At 66.0% G+C, this 25,822-nt stretch carries 26 protein-coding genes, 1 tRNA gene and 1 pseudogene; 9 read left to right on the top strand and 19 right to left on the bottom strand.

The features are described 5' to 3' along the window. The first annotated feature begins 74 nt into the window (after positions 1 to 74). A complete protein-coding gene (locus HWX32_RS10025; protein WP_075469099.1) occupies positions 75 to 701 on the top strand; it encodes a DedA family protein in 627 nt (208 codons plus the stop codon). A 97-nt stretch (positions 702 to 798) separates the two neighbouring features. Here HWX32_RS10025 and HWX32_RS10030 read toward each other — a convergent pair whose 3' ends face one another. Continuing rightward, on the bottom strand, positions 799 to 1,002 hold the full coding sequence (locus HWX32_RS10030) for a cold-shock protein (RefSeq protein ID WP_075469125.1): 204 nt from the start codon (positions 1,000 to 1,002) through the stop codon (positions 799 to 801). Positions 1,003 to 1,130: 128 nt separating this feature from the next. Here HWX32_RS10030 and HWX32_RS10035 point away from each other — a divergent pair, with 128 nt between their 5' ends. Continuing rightward, positions 1,131 to 3,461 carry a DEAD/DEAH box helicase gene (locus tag HWX32_RS10035; protein ID WP_175935738.1) on the top strand — a complete coding sequence of 777 codons (2,331 nt, stop codon included), beginning with the start codon at positions 1,131 to 1,133 and terminating at the stop codon, positions 3,459 to 3,461. Here HWX32_RS10035 and HWX32_RS10040 read toward each other — a convergent pair. The 7 genes from HWX32_RS10040 to ssd form a co-directional block, all read right to left on the bottom strand. After that, positions 3,458 to 3,787, bottom strand: coding sequence for an Rv3654c family TadE-like protein (locus HWX32_RS10040; RefSeq protein WP_075469097.1), 330 nt, complete (start codon positions 3,785 to 3,787; stop codon positions 3,458 to 3,460). The two genes, HWX32_RS10035 and HWX32_RS10040, sit on opposite strands and share 4 nt — an antisense overlap. Further along, positions 3,784 to 4,056 carry a hypothetical protein gene (locus HWX32_RS10045; protein WP_075469096.1) on the bottom strand — a complete coding sequence of 91 codons (273 nt, stop codon included), beginning with the start codon at positions 4,054 to 4,056 and terminating at the stop codon, positions 3,784 to 3,786. The genes HWX32_RS10040 and HWX32_RS10045 overlap by 4 nt, the downstream gene beginning before the upstream one ends. Further along, positions 4,056 to 4,226, bottom strand: a complete 171-nt coding sequence (locus HWX32_RS10050) for a DUF4244 domain-containing protein (RefSeq protein ID WP_121509116.1) — start codon at positions 4,224 to 4,226, stop codon at positions 4,056 to 4,058. The genes HWX32_RS10045 and HWX32_RS10050 overlap by 1 nt, the downstream gene beginning before the upstream one ends. 102 nt (positions 4,227 to 4,328) lie before the next feature. Next, the gene (locus HWX32_RS10055; protein ID WP_175935739.1) at positions 4,329 to 4,910 is read right to left on the bottom strand and encodes a type II secretion system F family protein; all 582 of its coding nucleotides are present in this window, start codon (positions 4,908 to 4,910) and stop codon (positions 4,329 to 4,331) included. Then, positions 4,907 to 5,671, bottom strand: coding sequence for a type II secretion system F family protein (locus HWX32_RS10060; protein WP_175935740.1), 765 nt, complete (start codon positions 5,669 to 5,671; stop codon positions 4,907 to 4,909). Before HWX32_RS10060 ends, HWX32_RS10055 begins: the two co-directional genes overlap by 4 nt. Next, positions 5,668 to 6,795 carry a TadA family conjugal transfer-associated ATPase gene (locus HWX32_RS10065; protein ID WP_175935741.1) on the bottom strand — a complete coding sequence of 376 codons (1,128 nt, stop codon included), beginning with the start codon at positions 6,793 to 6,795 and terminating at the stop codon, positions 5,668 to 5,670. Before HWX32_RS10065 ends, HWX32_RS10060 begins: the two co-directional genes overlap by 4 nt. Then, a complete protein-coding gene (gene ssd / locus HWX32_RS10070; RefSeq protein WP_175935742.1) occupies positions 6,796 to 7,818 on the bottom strand; it encodes a septum site-determining protein Ssd in 1,023 nt (340 codons plus the stop codon). Positions 7,819 to 7,981: 163 nt separating this feature from the next. Here ssd and HWX32_RS10075 point away from each other — a divergent pair, with 163 nt between their 5' ends. Continuing rightward, entirely contained in the window at positions 7,982 to 8,794 is an 813-nt protein-coding gene (locus HWX32_RS10075) for an HAD family phosphatase (RefSeq protein ID WP_175935743.1), read from the top strand. Here HWX32_RS10075 and HWX32_RS10080 read toward each other — a convergent pair whose 3' ends face one another. Then, positions 8,795 to 9,805 (bottom strand): acyl-CoA thioester hydrolase/BAAT C-terminal domain-containing protein, encoded by a 1,011-nt coding sequence (locus HWX32_RS10080; RefSeq protein WP_175935744.1) that lies wholly within the window; start codon positions 9,803 to 9,805, stop codon positions 8,795 to 8,797. A 146-nt stretch (positions 9,806 to 9,951) separates the two neighbouring features. Here HWX32_RS10080 and HWX32_RS10085 point away from each other — a divergent pair. Then, positions 9,952 to 10,452: pseudogene (locus HWX32_RS10085) on the top strand (phage holin family protein); the annotation flags it as partial. Positions 10,453 to 10,621: 169 nt separating this feature from the next. On the opposite strand, the gene HWX32_RS10090 reads toward HWX32_RS10085, so the two are convergent. From HWX32_RS10090 to nth, 4 genes are read right to left on the bottom strand one after another with little or no spacing between them, the layout of a single operon-like run. Next, positions 10,622 to 11,815 (bottom strand): MarP family serine protease, encoded by a 1,194-nt coding sequence (locus tag HWX32_RS10090; protein WP_175935873.1) that lies wholly within the window; start codon positions 11,813 to 11,815, stop codon positions 10,622 to 10,624. A 24-nt stretch (positions 11,816 to 11,839) separates the two neighbouring features. After that, the gene (locus HWX32_RS10095; RefSeq protein WP_175935745.1) at positions 11,840 to 12,529 is read right to left on the bottom strand and encodes a CoA pyrophosphatase; all 690 of its coding nucleotides are present in this window, start codon (positions 12,527 to 12,529) and stop codon (positions 11,840 to 11,842) included. Beyond that, positions 12,530 to 13,138 (bottom strand): TlpA disulfide reductase family protein, encoded by a 609-nt coding sequence (locus tag HWX32_RS10100; RefSeq protein WP_175935746.1) that lies wholly within the window; start codon positions 13,136 to 13,138, stop codon positions 12,530 to 12,532. Beyond that, positions 13,135 to 13,917 (bottom strand): endonuclease III, encoded by a 783-nt coding sequence (gene nth, locus HWX32_RS10105; RefSeq protein WP_175935747.1) that lies wholly within the window; start codon positions 13,915 to 13,917, stop codon positions 13,135 to 13,137. Before nth ends, HWX32_RS10100 begins: the two co-directional genes overlap by 4 nt. Positions 13,918 to 14,197: 280 nt before the next feature. Here nth and glxR point away from each other — a divergent pair, with 280 nt between their 5' ends. Beyond that, positions 14,198 to 14,881, top strand: coding sequence for a CRP-like cAMP-activated global transcriptional regulator GlxR (gene glxR / locus HWX32_RS10110; protein ID WP_075469084.1), 684 nt, complete (start codon positions 14,198 to 14,200; stop codon positions 14,879 to 14,881). 108 nt (positions 14,882 to 14,989) lie between these two features. Here glxR and HWX32_RS10115 read toward each other — a convergent pair whose 3' ends face one another. From HWX32_RS10115 to HWX32_RS10130, 4 genes are read right to left on the bottom strand one after another with little or no spacing between them, the layout of a single operon-like run. Beyond that, positions 14,990 to 15,802: an MBL fold metallo-hydrolase gene (locus tag HWX32_RS10115; RefSeq protein WP_175935748.1), complete on the bottom strand. Its 813-nt coding sequence runs from the start codon at positions 15,800 to 15,802 to the stop codon at positions 14,990 to 14,992. A 60-nt stretch (positions 15,803 to 15,862) separates the two neighbouring features. After that, a complete protein-coding gene (locus HWX32_RS10120; RefSeq protein WP_175935749.1) occupies positions 15,863 to 16,336 on the bottom strand; it encodes a RidA family protein in 474 nt (157 codons plus the stop codon). Next, on the bottom strand, positions 16,337 to 16,492 hold the full coding sequence (locus HWX32_RS10125) for a DUF4177 domain-containing protein (RefSeq protein ID WP_121509112.1): 156 nt from the start codon (positions 16,490 to 16,492) through the stop codon (positions 16,337 to 16,339). Between the two features lie 28 nt (positions 16,493 to 16,520). Continuing rightward, positions 16,521 to 16,883, bottom strand: coding sequence for a WhiB family transcriptional regulator (locus HWX32_RS10130; protein ID WP_175935750.1), 363 nt, complete (start codon positions 16,881 to 16,883; stop codon positions 16,521 to 16,523). 156 nt (positions 16,884 to 17,039) lie between these two features. On the opposite strand from HWX32_RS10130, the gene HWX32_RS10135 reads away from it, so the two are divergent. Then, complete coding sequence (locus HWX32_RS10135) at positions 17,040 to 19,469, top strand: transglycosylase domain-containing protein (RefSeq protein ID WP_175935751.1); 2,430 nt, start codon at positions 17,040 to 17,042, stop codon at positions 19,467 to 19,469. Here the strand turns inward: HWX32_RS10135 and HWX32_RS10140 are convergent. Continuing rightward, positions 19,466 to 19,915 carry a GatB/YqeY domain-containing protein gene (locus HWX32_RS10140; RefSeq protein WP_175935752.1) on the bottom strand — a complete coding sequence of 150 codons (450 nt, stop codon included), beginning with the start codon at positions 19,913 to 19,915 and terminating at the stop codon, positions 19,466 to 19,468. The two genes, HWX32_RS10135 and HWX32_RS10140, sit on opposite strands and share 4 nt — an antisense overlap. Before the next feature lie 25 nt (positions 19,916 to 19,940). Between HWX32_RS10140 and HWX32_RS10145 the strand changes: the two genes are divergently transcribed. The 3 genes from HWX32_RS10145 to HWX32_RS10155 all read left to right on the top strand — a co-directional run bounded on the left by HWX32_RS10145 (position 19,941) and on the right by HWX32_RS10155 (position 21,854). Then, on the top strand, positions 19,941 to 20,837 hold the full coding sequence (locus HWX32_RS10145) for a metallophosphoesterase (protein ID WP_175935753.1): 897 nt from the start codon (positions 19,941 to 19,943) through the stop codon (positions 20,835 to 20,837). 103 nt (positions 20,838 to 20,940) lie between these two features. After that, positions 20,941 to 21,017, top strand: a tRNA-Pro gene (locus HWX32_RS10150). A gap of 129 nt (positions 21,018 to 21,146) precedes the next feature. Then, positions 21,147 to 21,854, top strand: coding sequence for a DUF3800 domain-containing protein (locus HWX32_RS10155; RefSeq protein ID WP_175935754.1), 708 nt, complete (start codon positions 21,147 to 21,149; stop codon positions 21,852 to 21,854). 489 nt (positions 21,855 to 22,343) lie between these two features. On the opposite strand, the gene HWX32_RS10160 is transcribed toward HWX32_RS10155, so the two are convergent. Further along, a complete protein-coding gene (locus HWX32_RS10160; protein WP_175935755.1) occupies positions 22,344 to 25,592 on the bottom strand; it encodes an alkaline phosphatase in 3,249 nt (1,082 codons plus the stop codon). Between the last annotated feature and the right edge of the window lie 230 nt (positions 25,593 to 25,822).

Raw genomic sequence — 25,822 nt, forward strand, 5'->3', positions numbered from 1 at the left:
CAGACAACTAGCACACGGATATGCGAAAGCGTATTTTGGCGGGGCAGGCGTGTGTACGGAAAGGTGGACTCGGCGTGATCGATGCGCTCATTGGCTTCCTCAACACACTTATGGCGATGCCAATCTTCTACCCGCTGGTCACCGTACTGATTGTTCTGGATGCGCTGGCGCCGGTGGTGCCGAGTGAAACGGTGCTCAACCTCGCGGGCGCATTCGCTGCCTCGCAGGGGGTGCCGAATGTCGGCGCCGTGATCCTCGCGGCGATCATCGGCGGCGTGATTGGCGACAACATCTGTTTCGCCCTCGGCAGCAAGCTGATCAACAGGGTGGACGCGCTCGACCCGGAGTCGAAAGCGGGCCAGGCGATTTCCTGGGTGCGGCGCAACATGAACCGCGGCGCGGGTGCCACGATCATCGTGGCACGGTTTATCCCGTGGGCCCGCTGGGTGGCCACGATCGTGCTGAGCAGCGTGCGCTACAACTGGTTCGCGTTCTTCTTCTACGACACCATCGGCGTGGTCGTGTGGGCGTTCCTCTCCGTCGGCGTGGGCTACCTCGGCGGCTCGCTGTTTTCGGATTACCCCCTCTTGGCCATGGTGGTCGGTGTGCTCCTGGGCGCCACCGTGGGATTCATCATCCAGCGACTGCAGAACCGTCTGTTTGAGTGGCATGACGTGCGCCGCGGCATCAGCGCGGTCTAACCGGGGCCGATACGCAGCAAGGGCGGCACAGCAAAAAAGCCCCGTTTTTTCGGGGCTTTGAAAAATGGCTGTTTTTTCGGCGGCGGTTTTTGCGGGGTTAGATCGCGCGGACCTGCTGCGCCTGCGGGCCCTTCGCGCCCTCGCCGACCTCGAACTCAACCTGCTGGTTTTCTTCCAGGGTGCGGAAGCCGGAGCCCTGGATTTCGGAGTAGTGGACGAACACGTCCGCGGACCCGTCGTCGGGCGCGATGAAGCCGAAGCCCTTCTCTGCGTTGAACCACTTCACAGTGCCGGTTGCCATGGTGATGATGCCTTTCAATGTTCAAACTGGATATCGATCACACACGGCTTGCACACTATCTGTGACCGACCACTAGTGTGCCACGAAAAGTAAGCGTTGGCACGGTAAAGTGGCATACTTTCCCCACTATGGTCTCGCTCGGTGATGAACTCCTCGCGGCGCTCACTCGTCGCCTGCCGTCATCGACGGTCACGCACATCGAGCACGAGCCGGCCCGCCCCGCCCGTTTCGGCGATTGGCCCGCCTGGGTGCAGCCCGAGTTGAAGCAATTGCTTATCGACGATGGCGTAGCACTTCCCTACACCCACCAAGTTGCATGCGCCGATTATGCGTACGCGGGCCAGGACGTGGTGATTTCTACCGGCACCTCTTCCGGCAAGTCCCTGGGCTACCTGCTGCCGGTGCTCACCACCCTGGCCGAGGACCAGACGGCGTGCGCGTTGTACCTCACCCCCACCAAGGCGTTGGGCTCCGACCAGTTGCAGGCGGTCTCCCGGTTCACTCGCGGGGTGGATGCCTTATCTTCCGTGCACCCCGCCCCGTACGACGGCGACACCCCGGCTGAGGCCCGCTCGGGTATCCGCGAGCAGACCCGCTTCGTGTTCACCAACCCGGACATGCTGCACGCGGGGATTCTGAGCGGGCACGCCCGCTGGGCGCGGCTGTTACGCCACCTGAAGTACGTGGTGGTGGACGAGTGCCACACCTACCGCGGCGTGTTCGGCGCGAACGTGGCGCTGGTGCTGCGGCGTCTTCTGCGTCTGGCCGCGGTATACGGCTCGCACCCCACGTTGGTGTTCGCCTCCGCCACCGCGTCGGACCCGGCGGCGCACGCGGAGCGACTGTGCGGACGCAAGGTACGGGCCGTGACGGAGGACACCGCACCTCACGGCGAGCGCACGATCGTACTGTGGGAGCCCGGGTTCATCGAAGGCGCCGAGGGAGAAAACGGGGCGCCGGTACGCTACCCCGCCACCACCGAAGCGGCCGCCGTGATGACGGAGCTGTTGTTGCAGGGCGCACGCACGCTGACGTTCGTGCGTTCCAGGCGCGCCGCGGAGACTGTGGCCATGCGCGCACAGGAGCAGCTGGTTTCCGCCGGGCGCGCGGATTTCGCGCAGCGCGTGGCGCCCTACCGGGCCGGGTACCTAGCCGAGGACCGCCGCCGCCTCGAGCGCGCCCTCGACGCCGGGGATCTGCTTGGTGTGTCCACCACGAACGCACTTGAGCTGGGCATCGATGTCGGGGGCCTAGACGCGGTGGTGATGGCGGGCTTTCCGGGCACCGTGGCGTCGTTTCGTCAGCAGGCGGGCCGCGCGGGCAGGCGTGGCCAGGACTCGGTGGTGGTGCTGGTGGCCCGCGACGAGCCGATGGACACCTTTCTGGTGCACCACCCGGAAGCGCTGCTGGGCCGACCGGTGGAGGCGAGCGTGTTCAACCCGGAGAACCCGCACATCCTGCGCGGCCACGTGTACTGCGCCGCGGTAGAGCGACCGCTGAGCGAAGCAGACGTGGATGCGTTCGGTGCCCGCGGTGTGGTGGCGGAACTCGAGGACGCTGGCCTGTTGCGGCGTCGCCCGCGCGGCTGGTTCGCGGTGCCGCAGCTCGAGGGGGCCGTCACCCCGGAGTCGGCGCACGCCACGGTGTCTATCCGCGGAGGGACCGGCGAGCAGGTGATGATCGTGGACGTCACCGACGGGCGCCTGCTGGGCACCGTGGATGCCGTGCGCGCAATGAGCCAGGTGCACGACGGAGCGGTGTACATCCACCAGGGCGAGTACTACGTGGTGCAGTCGCTGGACCTGGACGACTACGTCGCGCTGGTGGCGCCGGAGCAGCCCGACTACTCCACGCAGGCGCGCTCCACCACGGACATCACCATCCTGGGTGAGGCGTCCGCGCTGGTGAACCCGTCGCCGGGGCTGTGGGTGGCAAACGTGGACGTTGAGGTGGTGGACCGGGTCACCGGGTACGTGGTGCGTCTTGCCGACGGCACGGTGAGCGAGCATATCCCGCTGGATCTGCCGGAGCAGCGCCTGATCACCCGCGCCTGTGCCTACACGATCGACCCGTTGGTGCTGGACAAGCTGGGCATTACCGCCGGGGAGACCCCGGGGGCCCTGCACGCCGCTGAGCACGCTGCGATCGGTCTGCTGCCGCTTTTGGCCACCTGCGACCGCTGGGACATCGGCGGGGTGTCCACCGCGCTGCACCCAGACACGATGCTTCCCACGGTGTTCGTCTACGACGGCCACCCAGGCGGAGCCGGTTTTGCGGACGAGGGCTTCGCCCGCTTCCACGAGTGGATCGAGGCAACCTACGAGGCGGTGCGTTCCTGTGCCTGCGAGCACGGCTGCCCGTCGTGCGTGCAGTCGCCGAAGTGCGGCAACGGCAACCAGCCACTGGACAAGCACGCCGCGTTGAAGCTGCTCGGCGCGCTGGTGTCCATGACTGCTTAGGGCCCGGCGCGGGCCGCGGCGTCGGTGGTGCCGCGGCGCACCTCGACGATGATGTCGCCGTCGCGGAGCTCGCACGAGCGCAGCTGCGCCCCATTGTGCGAGGCGGTTGTTTCGGCCCAGAGGCAGGCGTCCGCGCCGCTGTAGAGCGCCTGGGCTCCCGCCACCGCGGCGAGGTCGGCCGCCACCCGGACACGGTGGGAGTGCGCAGTGTGCGCGCCCGCAGCCGCGACGACGAGTGCCAGGGACACCACCGCGGTGATGATGCCGGTGGCGGTGACGGTGGCGGAGCCTGCGTCGTCAAGCAATGCCCTCTTGATCCGGCTCATTCGAACTCCACGGGGAAGATTGCGGTAGCGCTCATGGTGCCCACCGGCGCTGGGATCTGCGCCGTGGCTGTGGCCAGACCTCCCGCCACCGTGATGTCCACCTCCCCGCGTGGGGCGGAGTACTCCACCCCGAGGGCGTGGGCCCGCGCCGCCGCGCCCGCCACATCCACTGCGGTGATGTAGGCGCCCATGGTGGCGATACCGGACACGATCGCCGCGGCGACCACCACCAGTACGGAGAGCGACAGCGCGGCCTCGATGGTCTGCATTAGTTCGGGCGGTCGTTCAGCGCGTCGGTGATCACGCTTTCGATAGCGGTGGTTACCCCGTTACCATTGACCACGAGATAAAGCACGCCAGCGAGAGCGGCTGCCGCCAGCGAGCCGAACGCATATTCGATAGTACTCATCCCTTTTTCCTCGCGCAGTTTCGCCAGCATGGCGGCGGCGCGGAAGCGGGCGGTGAGGTAGGCGTTGGTGAAGGTGTGCATGGGAATTCTCCTTTGCGAGTGAGTGTGGTTTCTGAGTTCAAGTGCGATTACTTAGATGAGGTTCGCGCCGAGGCTGATTACCACCGGCGCGAGACCCAGGACGAAAAACGCCGGAAGGAAGAACGCGGTAAGCGGGATCGCGATAAGCACCCCGGCGCGTTCCGCCTTCGCTTTGGCGCGGTCGGCGGCGTCTGCCTGGAGTTCCGCAGCGATGCGGCGGCAGCCGTCGACAATTGCGGTGCCGGATGCATCAGACATGGTGACCAGGCTGGCCAGCGCTTCCCCGCCTGGGACGGTATGCAGCTCGGTCCATGCCCGCTCCGGTGGGGCGCCGAGCGCCGACAGCGCCGTTACGGTGCGCCAGGGGCTGCGCGCCACCCCGTGCGTGTCGGCCACCGCCCCAGCCGCCGAGGGGAGAGGCAGGCCGGCGCGGAAGCACGCGGCGAACAGGGTGATATCGCTGGCGGCACGCTGCGGATCGGCCCAGGCCGGGCCATCCCGGGGGCCATCCCGGGGGCCGTCGCGAGGGGTGATCGACGGCGTGACGGGCTGGGCGCGGACCCGGTGGTGCGGGGCGGTCGGCGCTACGGCGAACGCTGCGGCCGCGAGTGCTGCGGGGACCCAAATGCTCATCGCGTTGCCCTCCGGATGATCTGGCCGGAGACTTCCACCCCGGCGCACACCAGCGCGGTGCCCACGACGAGCAGCACCCCGCCTACTCCCCCGCCGGTAAGGAACCCCACGGGATTTGCGCCCATCGCGACACCCATGGCGATGCCGGCAAGCGGCAGCGCCGCCAGAACGAGCGCGGTGGTGCGCGGACCCGCAAGCGAGGCAGTGGTGGCAGCGCGGTGGCGCCGGGCGTGGTCCAGCTCGTCGCGTGCGGCGGCGACCAGGCTGGCGGCGGGCACCCCGTAGCGTGAGGAAACGCCAATGAGAGTGGCCACCCGCGACAGCTCAGGCGTGGCCGCGTCGAACGATTCGCCGCCGCGGGCCTGATGCGCCATGTGCGCGGCATCGCGGGCCAGCTCCCGCGGCGCATCTTCCGGCAGCTGCTGGGCGCAGCGCTCAAGCGCCTGCGGCAGGGTGAGCCCGGCCTCCATTCCGGCGGCGAGGTGCCCGAGCAGCGCAGCTGCCGCCTCCCCGCGCCGGGCGTCGGCTTTCTCCCGGCGCCTCAGCTCGAACTGGTGCAGCGCGGTGGCCGCCGCGGAGGCGAATGCGAGCACCAGGCTGGCCCGGTCGAACACCAAGGCAGCCAGCACCACCGGGCCCACGAGCAGTGGAATGACACCGGCATTCGGGGGGCGCACCTCGGCCACGGTGGCGCGCCTAGCGGGCGGCGGGGCGGTGACGGCCGCGGATAGGGCGGCGGCGACAGCAAACAGCGGGCTCATGACGCAAGCTCCTCGAACCCGTCGAGGGCGCCGCGCTCGGCGTCCCAAAGCACCCGTGCGCGCACGGGCTCGCCCTCGAGCACCCCGATCTGGTGCACGAACCGGGTGCCGTCGCGGCGGCGTTTCACCACCACAACCACGTCGATGGCGGCGGCGAGCTGCGCGTGCAGCGCCGCGCGATCCATGCCTCCGAGGGCGGCGAGCGCCTCGAAGCGAGCCGGTACCTCATCGATGGAATTGGCGTGCAGCGTGCCTGCGCCGCCGTCGTGGCCGGTGTTCAGCGCGGCGAGGAGGTCGACCACCTCGGCCCCGCGGATCTCTCCGACCACGATCCGGTCCGGGCGCATGCGCAGTGATTGGCGCACGAGGTCTGCGATGGTGATCTCGCCCGTACCCTCGGCGTTCGCGCCGCGCGAGGTGAGGTTCACCACGTGCGGGTGCGCTGGAGTGAGCTCGAGCGTGTCCTCAATCGCGATGATTCGCTCGGTGGGCGCCACCTGCGCAAGCAGCGCGGAGAGCAGCGTGGTTTTACCGGAGCCGGTACCGCCCGCCACCACGAACGCTTTGCGCTTATCGACGACTCCGCGCAGCACCGCAGCCGTTTCCTCCCCCAAGCTGCCGCGCTCCACCAGGTCCTCCAGGGTGGCGGAAGCGGTGCGCAGCACGCGAAGCGAGATGCACGTGCCGGCCTGCGCAGTGGGTGCGAGCAGGGCGTGGAAGCGCAGCAGGGTGCCGTCGGCGCGGGTGATGTGGCCGTCACAGTACGGGCGGGCGTCGTCAAGCCTGCGCCCGCAGCCGGCCGCCAGCCGGGTGGCCAGTCGGCGCACAGCAGCCTCCGATTCAAAGGTGAGCGGGCTGCGCTCGAGGCCGCTGCCGGTGTCCACGAAGACGGCGTCGGCACCGTTGACGCAGATATCGGTGACGGCCGGGTCGGCGAGCAGTTGCTCGAGGGGTCCGGCGCCGGTGGTGTCGTCGCGAAGCTTGCGCATCACGTCGAGCACCCCGATGTCGCTGATCACCACCGCTTCCTCTCTAATGATGGCGGCGACGCGGGCCGGGTCCGGGGAGGCGGGCTCGTCCGCTAGGCGGCGCTGCACGCGCGCGATGAGGTCTGCGGTATCCATTTACGCCACCTCCCCCAGCACGGTTTCGGCCGCACGGGCGAGGTGGCGCGGCAAGCGCGCGGGCAACCCGGAGCGTTCCACTGTCTGCGTGAGCGCGCGCACGTCGCGCACCCGGGTGAGTACGCGGGAGCGGGTAGTGTGCTCGATTTCGGCGTCGGTAAGCGCCGACCAGTTGTTCTCCCGCACGATGAGCGCGCTCGGCAACCCCGCGGCGTTGCACTCGGCGACCAGCCTGCTCGCCGCGGCCGCCGCGCGCAGCTCGGGGCGCAGCACAATCACGGCGAGGTCGCAGCGCGGCGGTATGAGCGCAGGTGAGGTGTCCACCACGGTCACGCCCTCGGTGGAGACAGCCTCCACCACGCGCCCAAGTTCCTCCGCGCCGAGGCGATGCTGCTCGCCCACCGCCGCACGGGAGAACGTGAGCACCGCAATCCGGTCGCCGGTGGAGGGTAGTGCGCGGCGGATGTCTTCGCGGGCGATGGCACCCTCCCCCACCGCGATCTCGCCCCACCGGGCGCCGGGTTCGTGCTCGATGCCCAGCAACAGGTCGAGCCCGCCGGAGAGCCGGTTCGCGTCGATGAGCGTCACCGTGTCGTGCTGCGCCGCGGCCCTGCTGATCGCCGCCGCAGTGACGGATGCGCCCGCGCCCCCGGAAGCGCCCACCACGGCAACGACGCGCCCGGCGCGTGTGGGCACGCCCCCGGAGAGCGCTAGCTTTCCTATCGCACCCAGCAGGTCGGCCGCCTGCTCGGGCAGGACGAAGGTGCCGGGCGCGAGCGCGTCCACGCCGTGGCCCACGGTGAACACGTTGGGGGCTGGTGGGATGGTCAGGGCCCGGGAGGCGTCGATAAGCACTGCGAATGCCTGCGGCGCGTAGCGGGCGAGCTGGGCGCTATCGGCGGCGTCGATGACTTGGCGGCCGGTGGCGGCGGCGAGGTGCACCGCCTCGGGGTGCAGCGCGGCGTCCTCAACTGCGACAACGATGGGCCCGCCGGCGAGTGTGGGTGGTGGTTTCAGTTCCATGGCCGTAAGCGTGGCGGGCCGAAACGAACGAAACAAGACCCCCTCAAATTTTCTGTGGATAAACCCCCGTTTTTGTTGACGCTCTAACAAACTTCTGTGGATAACTTGCCACTCCCGTCACACAGGTAACACGCCAGCCCAGCATTGACTACACTTCACACCCATGAACCGGCCCACACGCGAACGCCCAGTCGCGGCGTTTTTCGACTTGGACAAGACGATCATTGCCACGTCGTCCGCGTTCGCGTACGGCCGAGAGTTCCTCTCCAACGGCCTGATCAGCCGCCAGGAAGCCTTCGAGATCTACCGCACCAAGGCCGCCTACATGCTGGTGGGCCAATCCAGCGAGAAGATGGACACCACGCGCGACACACTCGCGCGCATGATCGAAGGCTGGGACGTCGAAGACGTCGAGCGCATCACCGCGGACGCGATGCGCACCGTGGTCACCCCCGCCATCTACGCCGAGGCGCGCGAGCTCATCGACTGGCACCGCAAGCAGGGCCACGAGGTGACCATCATCTCCGCCTCCGCGCGCATCCTGGTGGAGCCGATCGCGCGCGAGCTGGGCATCGACAACGTGGTGGCCACGGAGCTGGAGGTGGAAAACGGCGCGCTTACCGGGCGTGTGACCCGCTACCTCAAGGGCGACGCGAAGGCCGACGCGGTGCGCGAGTGCGTCGCAGAGGCGGGCTACGACTTAGAGGCTTCCTACGCCTACTCTGATTCCGCCACAGACATCCCGATGCTCGAGCTGGTGGGCCACCCGGTGGCGGTGAACCCGGACCGTGCGTTGAAGAAGCACGCCGTCGCCAACGACTGGCAGGTCCGAAGCTTTAAAAACCCGGAGCCGCTGGTGCAGGTACCGAATGCGCGCGAGGTGACCATCGGCGCGGGTGTGCTCGCGGGCGTGACCGCAGTCGCCGCGGTGGGGGTGGCCATCGCGCGTTCCATGCGCGACAAGCGCTCAGCCTAGCTAGTGCCACTCGCGCAAGCGCTGAAGCAGCAGCTCGTCAGACTCGCGCAGCGCCGCCCGGTTCCCCTCGGCCGTGCCGCCGAGCTGGCGTTCCCACCCCGCGCCGCGCTCCTCGCCATCAGGGATGAACGCGTGCCCGGCGTCGGGGAAAACGCGCGCTTCGAAGCGGTTGCTTATCGACGCTAAAGTGTCCGCCGCCACCTCCGACTGCCACATGCGATCGTCTTGGCCCGCGAAGAGCAGCACGTTGCCGCCGAAGCCGGAAAGGTCGATGCGCGCGGCATCGTCCGCGGCCTCGACCGCCTGCTCATAGGTTGCGCGGTAGGACACGGGGTACTTCGTTATCGTTTGCCAGCCGACCCGCATGCCGGTGAGCCAGGACGCGTCCCGAATGGAGGCGTACGGGACGTCCTCGCCGCGCAGCGTGAACGAGGGCGCGTCCTCCCAGCTGGAGAAATCCAGGCCCGAGTAGGAGTAGTGCGCCGGCGCGTACGCCACCACGTTGTCCACTTCGAACCCGTGGGCCGCGAGCAAGAGCGCGAGCTCCGCGCCCTTCGACGCCCCCAGCACGGTCACCGGGCCGCCGGGCACGTGCTCGTCGATATAAGCGCGCACCTCATCAAACTGCTCGAGCGGCACGCGGGATAGCGCCGGCGCCTGGTTCGGCTGGCCGAAGAAGAACAGGCTCAACACTTCGTGGCCATCGTCGTAAAGCATCTGCGCCGTGTCGAAGTTGGGACTACCCTCCGAACCGCCGAAGACCACAACCACCCCCTCGTGCCTCTTTACCTCCGGCCTGAAGTGGAAGCCGTTGAGGTAATCGCCCTCGATGGCGCGCACCCCCTCGCCGGTGGCGTAGGCAGATTTGTCCGCTGGCGACACGCCGCCGGACGCTATCGCGGGGAAACGGTGCTCGTTGACATCGCGCATGAACATCACCAGCACCACGAAGATCGCCACCGTAAGCGCGAACTCCGCCACGTACTGCCCGATCTTCCGCAACACCTTCATGCCCCCGCATACTACGGAGAAAAACACGCGTTTTTTCGCATCTTTTTCACATCGTTTTTTGCGCTCTCCGGGCATGTGTTGGGCATAACAGTAAAGTTGTAGCTAGTGTTATTTGGGATAAACGACACCCAGGAAGGTGAGACAAAGTGAGTAAAGACGGTCTGTACACCAGCGGAACGACCGCAGTTTCCGCGAAGGTAGACTCCATCCCCCTCCGCGACAGCGACACCACCCGCCCCGGGCAGGACTCCATCGGCACGCTGATCTCGAACGCTACGGAGCAGGTTTCCACCCTCGTGCGCAGCGAGATCGAGCTGGCCAAGACCGAGATGATCGGCGAGGCGAAGAAGGGCGCCATCGGCGGCGGCATGTTCGCCGTGGCAGGCGTGATCGCCCTGTACTCCACCTTCTTCCTCTTCTTCGCCCTTGCTGAGATGCTGGCGAGCTGGATGCACCGCGGCTGGGCGTTCCTCATCGTGTTCCTCATCATGCTCGCCCTGTCCGGCCTGACCGCGTTCATGGGCTTTAAGAAGATGAAGAAGATCAAGGGCCCGAAGCGCACCATCGACAGCGTCGGCGAGCTGAAGAACCTCAAGCCGGGCGAAGCGCAGCGCAACCTGAACAAGAACGAGTCCGGCCTGTACACCGGCCCGGGCACCGCCGCGCCGCGCGCTCAGACCACCCGCACTGAGACCCGTACCGAAACCCGCACCGTGCCGACCCGTACCGAGACCCGTACTCAGCCGGAGCGCAACTCCCGCGTCACCGAGGTCCGCACCAACGGCACCAACCGCACCACCGGCGGCTCCACCGCTGTTACCCGGTAACGCACGCGCCCGTATCCACGGGCCGCGCTAGCTGCGTTACATCCCCTACGCGCTGCTGCACCTGACGTGCAGTCAGCGCGTAACCCGTTTCTAGGGTGTCCATCGAAGCCCCGAAGATCACCCCGGCTACCTCACCGGCCGGGGTGAGCAGCGGGCCGCCGGAGTTGCCCTGGCGGATATCGCCGCGGATGGTGTAGGCCTCCCGCTCCACGCGCCCCGTGGTGTAAATGTCCGGGCCCGCGATGTGCATCACGCCGCGGATGCGCGCCGGAGCCGCCTCGAACGGGCCGGACTCGGGGTAGCCCATCACCACCGCGTCGTCGCCCTGGCGCAGCCGCTCGTTGGCCCACGGGATCTCCGGGAGGCCCAGCTGGTCGGAGTGCAACACCGCGATGTCGGTATCCGGGTCGTAGAGCACCACCTCCGCCGGTTTGACGCCCACCGCGGTATCCAGCGCCACCCGCTCGGTGCCCGCCACCACGTGCGCGTTGGTCAGCACGTAGTCTTCGGCCACCACGAAGCCGGAGCCCATCAGGCGGCGCCGGCAGGACTCCGCATCGCCCATCACGTGCACCACGCTGGGGCGGAACTTCTCCACCACCGCCGGGTCCAACGCAGCCTCGTCGGGCGCGGCCACCTCAGCGCCGCGCGGGGACTGGAAGGGCGAGACGAGTGGGGGCAGGCCGGATTCGTCGAGAAGCGCGGCGAACTTCGCCGGCAGCTGGGCGGCCGCGTCCGGTGTGGCGGCGTCGATGCCGCCGAGCACCCGGGAGTGGCGCACCCCGTCGCCAAGCATGCCTGGCATCGACGCTGCGAGCGGGATGGAGATAAACCACACCACCAACCCCACAGCCACCGACTGGAACAGCGCACCAAGCACCGAGTCCACCCGGCGCGCGCCGCGGCCGCGCACCGAATCGCGGAAGTTCGCGCCGATGGTCACCCCCACCACGTTGCCCAAGCCCACGAACGCCACCACCACGCCGAACAGCAGCACAACGCGGGCGAGCTGCGTGTCGGCCAGCTGCAGCAGCGGCGGGGCGAACGCCAAGCCCACGATCAGCCCGGCGATGATGCCCACCGCAGACACCACGGACGAAAACGCGCCCTGGCGCCAGCCGCCGACGAACGCGCCGACGACGATGGCGACAATGAGCACGTCAATCACAATGGGCATCCACATCACCGGGGAGATGTTACAGCCGCGCTACTGCTCGTTGTTGCAGGAACGCTCGAGCGCCTCCGCAAGGTCGCGCGGGCGCTCGTCCCACGGCTTGGCCCACCCGCCGAGCTCCAGCACCACCGCCACGAGCACGCCAGTAAAGCCCCACACCAAGTAGCAACCCGCCCAAAACGCCGGCCCCACCCAGCCGTGCCAGGAGACGTTCTCACGGTTTTCCGGGTTCACGAGCTCCGCCAGCGGCACGAAAAACACGTCGTCGTTCTCGTTCGGGCTCGCCGAATACACCTCACCCGGGCGCGGCGCGTACGCCACCACGGGGCGCACCCGCCTGTTCGACCCGCCCGTGGTGGCGGCCTGCATGAGCGTAAGCGGCACGACACGCTCGCGCGCCAGGCCGGTCTCCTCCTCCGCCTCGCGAAGTGCTGCGTCGACCGGCCCGGCGTCGGTGGCGTCAATGTGCCCGCCGGGAAACGCCATCTGCCCGGAGTGGCTGCGCATTGTCGGGGTGCGGTGCGTAATCAGCACCGCTGCATCCTCGAGCCGCTCGCCGGTGAAGCAGATCAGCACCGCCGCCTGGTCTTTGCCTTCCTTCTGGCGCACGCGGGTGGCCAGCAGCTGGCGGGTGATACTCGCCTCTTCGCCCCGCTCAAGCGCGCGCACCAGCGGCGCGAGCCAATCGGGCGCCGCCTCGGGCCGCAGCTGCACGTCGGCCATCTAGATCACGCTTTCCACCGCGGCTTCGAGGTCTTCCGGGCTGGTGAACGTGTCCGGGAAGATGCCCACAGGAGCCCCCTGGGCAAACACCACCGTCACCGGCACCACCGGCGGCAGGCCCAGCAGCCCGGCGAATTTGCCCGCGTCGTCCTGGTAGCTGCGCATCTTAACCCCCAGCTCGTTGAGTAGGTCTGCGCCCGCCGCAGCGTTCGGGTCGGAATGCACGCCGAGCACCTCCCATTCCGGGTGCGCCGCGGCAAACTCGTCGATCATGCCCAGCTCCTCGCGGCACGGCGGGCACCAGTACGCCCACACCACCGCCACGGTCACATCCGCCCGCTCCTGCTCGGTGGTTTCCCCGCCGAGGCACGGCAGATCGAACCCGCCCACGCCGCCGGCCGGGCAGTCGGGTCGTGCGGCGACATCGAATCGGGGCAATTGCTTATCGACGCCTCCCGGTGCCTTCCCCGCCACCCCAGAGGCACTCGTCGTCTCGGGAGATGCGGATGGCTCCGCGGAGCCGTCGCTAAGCAATGTGATTGCCCCCACGATCACCAACACCGTCACCGCAACGAGCGCGACGACGCTTACCCAGATCGACTTCTTCATCCCTCAACCATCTCCAGAATGTGTTCGCGTTCCTCGCCCGTGACCAACGCCGCCGCCTCACCCGGCTCCGTCGGGCCCGCGCCGAAGCTGGGGCAATCGAACGCGATCGGGCACGCGCCGCAAGCCGGCTTGCGTGCGTGGCACACGCGGCGGCCGTGGAAGATGATGCGGTGCGAAAACATCGTCCACTCGCTGCGCTGAATCAACTCCGCGATGGCGTGCTCGATTTTCACCGGGTCCGTCTCCTCAGTGAGCATGAGGCGGCCCACCAGGCGCTGGAAGTGCGTGTCTACCGTCAGCCCCGGCATGCCGAACGCGTTGCCGCGCACCACGTGCGCCGTCTTGCGCCCCACCCCCGGCAGCGTGACTAGGTCCTCCAGTTTCTCCGGCACCTCGCCGCCGTACTCCGCCACCAACTTCTGCCCCAGCCCGATCAGGTTCTTCGCCTTCGAGCGGTAGAACCCGGCGGAGCGGATAATCTCCTCCACATCCGCCTGCTCCGCCGTGGCGTAGGCCTCCGCGGTGGTGTAGCGGGCGAACAGTTCTGGGGTGACTTGGTTCACCCGCGCGTCGGTGGTCTGCGCGGAGAGCACGGTGGCCACGAGCAGCTCGAGCGGGTTGGTGAAATCCAGCTCCGCGTGCGCGTCGGGGAACGCCGCGGCGAGCGTGCGGTTGATGCGACGGGCCCGGCGGGTGCGCCCCAGCTCCGTCTCGCGCCCTTTCGCCGCCGGGTGGGATCCTGGGCGGCGTCGCTTTACGGGTGTGAGGGATTCGGGCATAAAAGCCATGGTATCGGGGCGGGGCCTAGAATGGCATTCATGACTGTGGTTCTCGTGGCGCTCATCCCGCTCGTGCTCGGCGCGTTTCCCCTCCTGATGGAGCGGATGGAAACACGCGTGGTGGAGGGCACCCGCTAAACGTCACTTAAGGATTGGGCAATTCCTGCCCGCCGGGTCGCCATGATGGTAAAGTTCGTGGCCAGTGTGGTCACCAGTGTGACGGTCACACCGAAAATTACTTTTGGTGACCAAAGCCACGGCACCCGTTAGAGGAGGACGAATGGAAGGCGTACAGGACACCCTCGCCCGCGCCGGCATCTTTCAGGGGGTCGACTCGGACGCGGTCTCCGCGCTGATCGGCGAAATGGAGACCGTGAAGTTCCCCAAGGGCAGCACTATTTTCGACGAGGGCGAGCCCGGCGACCGCCTCTACATCATCATCGACGGCAAAGTGAAGCTCGCCCGCCACGCCCCCGACGGCCGCGAGAACCTGCTTTCCGTGATGGGCCCGTCCGACATGTTCGGCGAGCTGTCCATCTTCGACCCGGGCCCGCGCACCTCCTCAGCCATCTGCGTCACCGACGTCACCGCGGCGACGATGGACTCCACCATGCTGCGCACCTGGATCGACAATCATCCGGAGATCTCCCAGCAGCTTCTCCGCGTGCTGGCCCGCCGCCTGCGCCGCACCAATGCGTCGCTGGCTGACCTTATCTTTACCGACGTGCCCGGCCGCGTAGCCAAGACGTTGCTTCAGCTGGCCAACCGCTTCGGCACCCACGAGGGCGGCGCGCTGCGCGTGAACCACGACCTCACACAGGAAGAGATCGCTCAGCTGGTGGGCGCGTCGCGCGAGACCGTGAACAAGGCCTTGGCCACCTTCGCCCACCGTGGCTGGATCCGCCTGGAGGGCAAGAGCGTGCTCATCGTGGACACCGAGCACCTCGCCCGCCGCGCCCGCTAGTTCGACCCCCTGTTCTCGACTTCCGCCGAAAAACGGCCCTTTTTCGTGCGCTCGGTCCTGTCGAGCTAGAGCGCACTGGGGTTGTACTGGGGTTGTACTGGGGTGGCGCTAGTTGGAACGCTGCAGGTAGCGCAGTGCCACGCGGGTGGACTGCTCGGCGGCGCCGCGCAGCACCGGATCCACGTCGTCGTAGATCGCATCCACGATGGTGTTCACATCCGCGTTCTCACCGTGCTCCTTCAGCGCGCCGCGGATCTGGTCGAGGCGCTGGTTACGCCGGTCGATGTACTTGCGCGCAAACGCGGAAAGGTCATCGCCCTCCGGGCCGTGGCCGGGCAGAAGCTTGACGTCCTTGCCCTTCTCCTCGAGCATCTCCAGGGTCTCCATGTACGCACCGAGGTCGCCGTCCGTCTCGGAGATCATCGTGGTGTGGCGGCCAGCGATCGTGTCGCCGGTGATAATGCCCTCCAGCTCCGAGTTATCCGCTTCACCGGAGTAGATGAAGAAGCACACCGAGTCACTGGTGTGCCCCGGGGTAGAGACCACCTTGATCTGCGGGGTGACACCGTCAACCTTGATAATCTCGCCGTCTTCGAGCTCATCAGCGCCATGCGAGTACTGCGCGTCGAACGCACGCACCGGCGCGCCGGTGAGCTGGCGGAAGCGCACCGCGCCGTCCGCGTGGTCGTGGTGGCGGTGCGTAAGCAGGGTGAGCGCCACCTTGTCCGCCTTGGACTGCAGGACGTTCAGGTGCCCCTCATCCGCCGGGCCGGGATCGACGACAATGCTGTATTCGTCTTCCGGCCCGCGGATCACCCACGAGTTAGTCCCCTCGAGCGCCGCGTAGCTGGGGTTAGGCGCCAGCACAACCGCGGCGGAGGTTGTCACTGGACGCAATTGGCTGTAAGCGGGATGCTGCATAGGTTCAACGATACGCGATTCACGGCAGCGTCGATAAGCAACTGCCCACCCAAATGGCGCTTAGGCCTTCAGCTCCACAACAAGCTCAATCTCAACCGGCGCGTCGAGCGGCAACGCCGCAACGCCGACGGCGGAACGTGCGTGCGCCCCAGCCTCGCCGAAAATCTCCTGCAACAGCTCGGACGCGCCGTTGACCACGGCAGGCTGGCCGTTAAACGCAGGATCGGAAGCCACGAAACCGACGATTTTCAGCACGCGGGCGACGTTGTCGATACCTACAAGATCATCCACTGCCGCAAGCGCGTTGAGCATGCACTGGCGCGCGTAGCCCGCGGCATCCTCGGCCTGCACTTCAGCGCCCACCTTGCCGGTGGCCGCAAGCTCACCGTTCGCGAACGGCAACTGGCCCGAAGTCCACACCTGGTTTCCTGCGCGGATAGCCGGAACGTACGCGGCTACCGGCGCCGCGACGGCAGGCAGCTCGATGCCCAGCTCCGCGAGGCGCTCCGTCCAAGTCTGTGCTTGCTGTGCCATTTACTCAGCCTCCCGCTTCATGTATGCGACAACGTTGTCCGGGTTCGGACCCGGGGTGACGGCGACGAGTTCCCAACCGTCCTCGCCCCAAGAATCCAGAATCTGCTTCGTTGCGTGGGTGAGCAGTGGCACCGTGGCGTATTCCCATTTCTTCATGGGCGCCACAGTACCGAAATTCCGCGCCCTACAGGCCGATCACTTCAGCGCCCGAAGCGAGGTGCGCAGCCCAGTCGGTGACGTGCGGGTTCTTGCGCAGTACGGCGCGGCGCTGACGCTCGGTGAGCCCGCCCCACACGCCGAACTCAACGCGGTTGTCCAGCGCATCCGCGCGGCACTGCATAAGCACCGGGCACGCGCGGCAGATGGCCGCCGCTTTACGCTGCTCTGCACCGCGCACGAAGAGCGCGTCTGGGTCGCCGCCGCGGCACTGCGCCTGGGTGACCCACTCGCCACGGTCGTACACGAGGGTTCCGGAAGCATCGCACTTGCGGGACGTGGTTACCGCCTTATGCGTAGCGGGCACCGTGTTGCGAAGTGTGGTGGTCATCATCCTGCTCCTTCCGGACACTTTTATTCACCGAACTGCATACTTAGCCGTCCACCTGTAGATGTAATCACACCCCCCAAAACTTGTCGAATGGATCACAATAACGGGGGGAGTGCGCTATTCCCCCACGGCGAATACGTCAATTAAGGTAAGAGCGTGTCCGCACTGAAAAGCCTTGGAAACCTGCTGCTTGCACTGCTCGCGGCGGGAGTTGCCACCGCGCTGTGTCTCGCCCCCGTCGCAGGTCTTGGCGGGGCCGCAATTGCGCGCGCAGACGAAACCATGCAATCCAACCTCGCCGACCTCACCCACGGGGAGGTGCCGGGGGTAACCACCGTCACGGACGTTCACGGCAAACCCCTGGCCTGGATTTACAAACAGCGCCGCTACGAGGTGGAAAGCGAGGACATCTCTCAGTTCGCGAAAGACGCACTCGTATCCACGGAGGACCGCCGTTTCTACGAGCACGAGGGCGTGGACATGCAGGGCTTTGCCCGCGCGCTGGTGACGAACATCCTCGCGGGCGGGGTGGAACAGGGCGCGTCCACCATCAACCAGCAGTACGTGAAGAACTACCTCTGGCTGATTGAGGCAGACGACGAGGAGGAGGCCAAAGCCGCCACCGAGCAGTCCATCCCGCGCAAGCTGCGCGAGATGCGCATGGCCTCCGATCTGAACAAGACGCTGGAAAAGGACGAGATCCTCACCCGTTATTTGAACCTCGTGTCCTTCGGTAACCACGCCTTTGGCATCGAGGCCGCGGCGCGCACCTACTTCGACACCAGCGCCAAGGAGCTCAACCCGGCGCAGGCCGCGCTCCTGGTCGGGCTACTACAGTCTGTGGAGGGCCTAAACCCCTACACCAACCCGGACGGGGCCGTGCACCGCCGCAACGTGGTACTGAACAACATGGCGGCAGAGGGCTACATCCCGCAGACGGAAGCCGACCGGTGGGCGGGCGCCCCGCTGGGTATTTTGGACAAACCGAAGACGCTTCCGGAGGGCTGCATCACCGCCGGCGACGCGGGCTTTATGTGCGACTACGCCCTGGAATACCTCGCCTCGAAGGGTCTGCCGCAGGAGGAGATCGAGCGCGGCTCCTACACCATCACCACCACCCTGGACCCGCAGGTGCAGGAGGTGGCCGTGAATGCGGTGCGCGGCAACGTCAGCCCGTACACCAACGGCGTGGCGGGCGTGATGAATGTGATCAAGCCGGGCCAGGATTCGCGCGACATCCAGGCCATGGCGTCCTCGCGCTACTACGGCCTGGACCTGGAGCAGAGCCAGACGATCATGCCGCAGCCGACATCGCTGGTGGGCAACGGCGCGGGCTCCGTGTTCAAGATCTTCACCGCCGCGGTGGCGCTGGACCAGGGCTACGGCCTGGACACCATGCTGGACACCCCGGCGCGCTCCGAGGTGTACGGCATGGGCACCGGCGGCGCGGCCGGCTGCCCGCCCGGCGCGTACTGCGTGGAAAACGCCGGCAGCTACGCCCCGCGCATGACACTCCAGGACGCACTCGCCCAATCGCCGAACACCACGTTCATCGAGCTGATCCAGCAGACCGGAGTGGCGCCCGTGGTGGACACCGCGGTGCGTTTGGGCCTGCGCTCCTACCTGGACGAGAACTCCTTCGGCGATGGCCGCTCCATCGCGCAGGCGGCGAAGGAGGAGAACATGGGCGCGTTCACGCTCGGCCCCACGGCCGTAAACCCCTTGGAGCTTTCTAACGTAGGCGCCACGCTGGTGTCCAACGGGCGCTGGTGCGAGCCGAACCCGATTAAGAGCGTCACCGATGAGCGCGGCCAGCAGGTGTTCATCGACCGCCCCGCGTGCGAGCAAGCCGTGGACCCGGAGGTCGCCGCAGCACTCGCCGCCGGCATGTCGAAGGACGCGGTGGACGGCACCGGCGAGGAAGCAGCGAAGCGCCACGGATGGACCTCTCCTGTGGCCGCGAAGACGGGTACCACGGAATCCCACCAGTCCTCCGCCTTCTTAGGCTTCAACCTGGGCATGGCTGCGGCGACGTACATCTTCAACGACGGCACGCAGACCAGCCCGCTGTGCACCGGCCCGGTGCGCCAGTGCGGCAACGGCGACCTCTTCGGCGGCAACGAGGCGGCCGACATCTGGTTCCAGGCGGCCAACGGGGTGCCGGGAGCGGCGGGCGCGGGCCTGCCGGAATCGAGCAAGGTGTACCAACAGGGCACGAAGCGCGCGGCCCTCGACGCGGTGGTGGGCATGACCCAGACCGCGGCGAAATCCCAGTTGGAATCCCAGGGATTCACCGTCACCGTGTCCACCGTCTTCGGCAACGGCGCTCCGGCGGGCACGGTGGTCTCCGCAGTGCCGAGCGACCCGAACCTCTCTGCCGGCTCAGTAATCACGCTGAACATCTCGGACGGCTCCGGCGCGCGCACATCCACAGCACCGACCACGGGCACCACGCCACCCACGGGCACCTCAGCCCCGAGCTCCCGCCCGCTCCCCGGGCGCGCCTGGGACCCCCCGATTGACGTCGGCGGCATCGAGCGCTCGCTGGGCGAGGCACGCGACGCCTTGGCGGACGTGTTCAGCTAAGCCAGCTTCGCCTTCACCGCGGTGGAGAGGCGCTTGCCGTCGGCGCGGCCCGCGGCCTTCGCGGTCGCGGCCTTCATCACTTTGCCCATGTCGGCCATGGAGGTGGCGTCGGTTTCGGCGACGGCTTCGTCGATAAGTAATGCAAGCTCCTCGTCGGTGAGCTGCTTCGGCTGGTAGCCAGCCAGGATCTCCGCCTCGCCCAACTCTGCCTGGGCGAGGTCCTCGCGCCCGTTGGTCTGGTAAATCTCGGCGGATTCGCGGCGCTTCTTCACTTCGCGCGCGATGATCTTCTGAATCTCCTCGTCGTCCACCTCGTGCTTCGACCCCTCGGTCTCCGCCGTCTGGATCGCGGCGAGCAGCATGCGGATCGTGCCGGTGCGCTCCTTTTCCTTCGCCTTCATGGCTTCTTTGAGGTCTGCGCGGATCTGGTCTTTCAATGCACTCATGAGTCAACAGCGTACAGTTGGGCGGATGAAGAAGTGGAAGGTTGCGCTCGGCTCCCTTGGGGCATTTAGCTTATCGACGCTTGCGTGGGGCAACGCCCAACTCCACAACTTCAACCTCAAAGAGTACGAGCTGCCCCTGCTCGCGCCCGGTGTGCTGCGCGGCCGCGGCGAGTTCCGCATCCTGCACATCTCAGATCTGCACATGATCCCGGGGCAGCGAAAAAAGGTCGATTTTGTCTCCTCCCTGGATTCCCTCGAGCCCGACTTGGTGGTGAACACCGGCGACAACCTCTCCGACGAAGCCGCGGTGCCGTGGGTGCTCGACGCGCTCGGGCCGCTGCTGGACCGCCCCGGCGCCTTCGTCTTCGGTACCAACGACTACTGGGCGCCGCGGCCGGTAAACCCCATGAAGTACGTGCTCGATGAGAAGCGCGAGCCGTCCTACGTGGACCTGCCGTGGGAGGGCATGCGCGCCGCCTTCATCGAACGCGGCTGGCGCGACGCCACCCACCAGCGCCTGGAGTTCAAGGCCTCGGACGTACGCCTCGCCCTGGCTGGCGTGGACGACCCGCACCACGACCTGGACGACTACTCGGCGGTCGCCGGCGCCCCCAACGCGGACGCCGACCTTTCGGTGGGCCTGCTGCATGCCCCCTACCGGCGTGTGCTCGATGCGTTTGAGTCGGACGGCTACCAGCTCGCCCTCGCCGGCCACACCCACGGCGGCCAGATCTGCCTGCCCGGCGAACGCGCCATAGTGACCAACGCCGACATTGACCGCGAGCGCGCCTCCGGCCTGCACCACTACGGCGATATGTGGATGGAGGTGTCGAACGGCCTGGGCACCTCGAAGTACGCGCCGGTGCGACTGTTCTGCCCGCCGTCCGCCGCCCTGATCCGCGTGACGGAGCGTTCCTCCTAGCCGGTTTCCGCGGCCGAATCGGCCACTCACCTGCCGTTTTGGTGGCGGCGGGGCGCGGGAGTATGGTGTATCGAGTACCGCGGGCAACCGCCTGAGATACCACCGGGATATGGCGCAGCTTGGTAGCGCGCTTCGTTCGGGACGAAGAGGTCGCAGGTTCAAATCCTGTTATCCCGACCAGATGAAACCCCAGCTTCGGCTGGGGTTTTCGGCGTTGGAAGCTAGGGTTCGGGTGCTGTGGAGGACCTTTCGGGTTGCCCCCAATCTAGGACTGAGTTAACGCATCTTTAGAGGTTGTAATCTTGATGCGTGCCGAGTCAGAAATTGTTTACACTACCGAGCCGCGTCCCAGTTTCAACCATCTACTTAGATGAATCAGGTTCTAGAAATTCCTCAGGCGGTTTCTTCGTAGTGGGCTTTATCAAGGTTCGAAACCCACAGGAGCTTGATCGCGACGTTCGCCATCTCCGGCAGAAGTACGGCTACCACCAGGAGATTCATTTCGCTGACATCAAGCGAAACAATCTAGAGTTTTACTTTGATTTAGTGGAGACCGTCGCTCAGGCGGATGTCCGCGTCGGCGGCTCCGTGTACGACGCTACGAAGTCCTTCCACCCGAATAAACCCACTTGGGAGCAGCAGGCAACAATGGCCTCTCTTCTCATTCGGGGAAATATTAACCGTGGCGAGTTGGTCAACGTTTTCCTCGACCTTGTACAGACGCCGAAGGGTGAAAGCGCAGCCCAAAAGGTTAAAGCTGAAGTAAACCGATCTTTGGGGGCAAGATGCGTGGTAGAAGCTTACGACATCGACTCACGAGCAAGTGATTTCGTCCAACTCGCGGACATTGTTGCTAGCTCAATCGCTTACGAGAGACGGCACGGGACCATGGATGCAGAGCGCAAGAACAGCCCGAAGGCACGTACAGCTGCGCGACTGCGACGCGCTCTCGAGCTAGACAACTTCGACGATATTCAACAAGGCAAAGTAAACATCGTGACCATTGAACATGCGTAGATAACCTTGACTTGCCCGCTATCGAGAGTAGAATCTGAGTTCCTGACGGAATTGGATCGAGAGATCCACCACCCTGAAGGTCGGCTGGAATTAGCTTTCCAGTACCGGGACGCGCGTTTTGAGATCGCGCTAATACACACTTGAGCAGTCTCCCGCCCCTTTCAGTGGGATGTGGGGGCTGCTCTTTTTTGTCGTGTCACCCACATGTCCACCACGTACGCCTATCCACGGTGGGCGCATTCACGGCGGCACGCCTATTCACGGCGGGCGCACCTAAAACCAGCTACCTACTTCCGGCTATTCGCTATTTACGGGCAAATAGCTGGAAGTAGGTAGCTGGAAGTAGTTCGGGCCCCGGGACCGGCCGAATGGTCGCCGCCCTCGCCGCGTGCGCATACCCTGAGCAGTAAACCCTGAGACTGAGGCGAAATCGCCCATTCCCAGGGTTTGTGTGTGGGAGTCCCCCGCTCCCACCTGCAGATGTTGCTCTTAGAGCTTCGCGATCGGGCCGAGGATGTTATCCACCGGGATCGGGAAGAGGAGTGCGATCAGGGAAAGCAGACCGACGATACCGGCGATTGCCCAGATAGCAATCAAAGCAGGGTTTTTCACAGAGCTGCCCTCACCCTGAGAGGACTGCGCACCCTGCTTGGTGCCCTCGATTGGCTTCATCTGGTTCTCGAACTTCAGGCCGTGGTTCACAGACTCGAGTCCGAGTGCGTTGTTCACCACGAAGAAGATGTCCGTCTCATCGATCTGGCCGGTGATGTTGGCCGCGCCCGGGCCGGATGCTGCGATGCGCACCTGCGTACCGGTGTGCTCGTTGTAACCCGGGGTGCCCGGCTTACGGGTGGACTCCAGCTCAGCCATGTTGGAGTAGTTGATGGTCATGTCGGAGCCGTCGGCGGTACGGACCTTGGAGGTCAGGCCGGAGGTCTCAGTGTCGTTGTAGGTGATCTGAGTGGCGTGCGCGTGGTCCGCGGTGGCGATGATCAGGGTCTCTTCACCCGTCTTGTTTGCCCAGTCCTGCACAGCCTTGATGGCCTCGTCGAACTGGCCAACCTCACCGAACATGCCGCACGGGTCAGCGTCGTGGGCAGCCTTGTCCGGGGATGCGGACTCGACCTGGAGCAGGAAGCCCTTGTCGTTTTGCAGGAGCTCGAGCGCCTTGGTGGTCATTGCAGCCAAGGTCGGGACCTCGGTGGTGAACTTCGGGTTCGCTGCGCACACGTTCGCATCACCGTTCGCGCCGTCCTTCACCGGCACCAGACGGTCCAGGCGGCGCGGCATGTTGCCCTCCGAGAAGAGGCCGAGGACCGGCTCGTCGGACTTCTTCAGCGCGTCGAGCTCAGCGGCGTTCTCCACAACCTTGTAACCGTTGTCCTTGGCGTTGTCCAGCACAGACTTGCCAGCGGTCCACGTGTTGCCGTTCTCGCCCCACTTACCGCCCTGCTTCACCTCGGCGTTGAAGTACTTTGCACCGCCACCGAGGGTGACGTCGGCGCGCAGGTCCACGATCTGCTCGGAAATGGAGCCCAGTCCGCCGTTTTCGCGCAGCTGCTTGTCCTGCGCCTGCTTGAGGTCCTTACCGCCGGACGGAGCGTAGTCCGCACGGTTCAATGCGTGTGCTGCAAAGGCAGCCGGGGTTGCGTCCTGCACCTCAGCTGTGGTGACGTTACCGATCTTCTTGCCAGCAGCCTTCGCGATCTCGCCCATGGTGGCGACCGGCTTGCCGTTGAGGTCCACGCCGATTGCGCCGTCGTACGTCTTGATACCGGAGTTCCAGGCGGTGCCGGAAGCGGCGGAATCGGTCACGTAATCCGGCAGGCCGGTCTCCTTACGCAAGGAGAACGTGGTCTGGTAACCGGTGTAGTCGAGGTTGTCCAGGCCCTCGAAGCGGCCAGCGGAACCCTTGAGGTAGTTGCGGGCTGCGGTGATCTCCTGGTCACCGGTGCCGTCCGCGATCATCACAACCACGTTCTTGGCCTTGGAGTTGTCTACACCCTGGCCGGTGGTGCCGAACTGGGCGCAGTCGCCCACCTTCGGGGCCTCGCCAGCCTTGATCTGGTAGCACAGCTCCTCACCGGACTTGGCCTCGTTGCGGGTAGCGAGGGACTGGATCTTCTTGCCCTTGTTGATGTCCCATGGCTTCTGGCCGCCCTCAGTGCCTCCATTGAGGCCGAGCGCGTTAGCCATGACGTAGAACGTGTCAGTCTGGTCGATCTGGCCGTTCACGTTCTCGGAGCCCGGCCCGAAACCAGCGATGCGCACCTGGGAGCCGGTGTGCTGCATGGAGAACTTCGGGGTGTCGAACGGGTCGCCGTCCTTCTTGGAAGCGAAGGTGTCGTTGCCGTCCTTGTCCTTCCACGCCACGGTGCCGAAGGAGACGGACATGGCGTTGTCCTGGCCCTCGCGGGAGTCCTTCGCCACCTTCAGACGCGTCACCGGAGCGACAGACCGCTGGCCGTCCGGCACGATCTCAGCGGTGTGGGCGTGGTCAGCGGTGACCACGACCATCGTGTTGCCGTCCTTCTTGGCAAAGTCGAGCGCTTCCTTGATCACTTCATCGATCTGCTCGGTCTCGCCGATCATGCCGCAGGCGTCAGCGGCGTGGTCCGCCTTGTCAATGGAGGCAGACTCGACCTGCAGGAAGAAGCCCTTCTCGGCGTTCTTGTCGTCGAGAAGCTCGATTGCCTTGCGGGTCATCTCGGCAGCCGTCGGCTCGTTGCCGGTGTCCTGGGCCTTGCACTCATGCGGGTCGAGGGTGCCGCCGTTCTTGGTAGGCACAGTCTGCTCGTAACGACGGGTCATGTTTCCGTCGTTGAACAGGCCGAGCACCGGCTGATCCTGATTCGCCACCGTGATGGCGTCTAGGCCGGCTTTGTCGTCGACGACCCTGAAGCCCTTGGCAACAGCGTTCTCGCGAACGGTCTTGCCGGCCTCCCAATCCACGTTGTCCTTTTCCTTCAGGAACGGGTTGCGGTTCTCGCCGCCTTCGACGACAGCGGTGTCGAAGTACCTGCGGCCGCCGCCGAGGGTGACGTCGGCTCGCGTATCAATGATCTGCTCGGAGATGGAGCCCAGGCCGCCGTTTTCGCGGGCTTCTGCACCCTGCACAACCTTCTTCTCGCCGGACGGCGCGTAGAAGCCGCGCTGGGAAATGTGCGAACCAAGGGCACCCGGGGTGGCGTCCTGGATCTCGGCGGTGGAGACGTTACCGGTGCGCATGCCGGCGTTCTTCGCCATCTCGATCAGGTTCTCGTGCGGCTTGCCAGTGATGTCCACCGAAAGCGCGCCGTTGTAGGTCTTCACACCCGCGGCCCAGCCGGTTGCGGAAGCGGCGGAGTCCGTGACGTACTGACGCTTGCCGTCCTTGCCGATGGCGAAGGTGGTGTACGCGCCGGAAGCCGTCAGATTGTCCAGGCCCTCGAAACGGCCGTTGGCGCCCTTGAGGTAGTTACGAGCGGCCGTGATTTCCTGGTGGCCCATGCCGTCACCCAGGATGAAAATCACGTTGCGGGCCTTGGCGTCGGTGTTGCCCTGGCCGCCCTTGCCGAACTGGGCGCACTCGCCAGGCTGCGGGGCGCGGACGGTGCCGTCGGGGAGAATGGAAATGCAGGTGTCCTTGCCGTTGAAGGACTGGAATGGCGCGGTCTGTGCGCCGGCGGTTGGCAGCGCCGTCATCGTCAGCGCGGTTACGCTCACAGCGGCGATAACTGCCTTCGTTGAGAAACGCATGAACGGTCCTTATCAAAAGAAGGGAGGGCTGTTTTCAGCCAGCTGTGAAGCTACGACCAAATTCTTGCCAGAAAGCGACCCTCAGGTTAATTCTAGGTTATCGGCAAGTCTACCCTGGTCAGAGCAGTGCAATAAGCTTCCTCTAATAAAAAGGGCAACCAATAACTCACATACGGTGTGGCGGCCGGGCACTAGAATTTTTAAAAGAACTCGCTTCGCTCTCAGCTCCA

Origin of the sequence: Corynebacterium sp. Marseille-P4321 (genome assembly GCF_903645305.1) — a bacterium.
In the GTDB taxonomy this organism is placed as follows: Bacteria; Actinomycetota; Actinomycetes; order Mycobacteriales; family Mycobacteriaceae; genus Corynebacterium.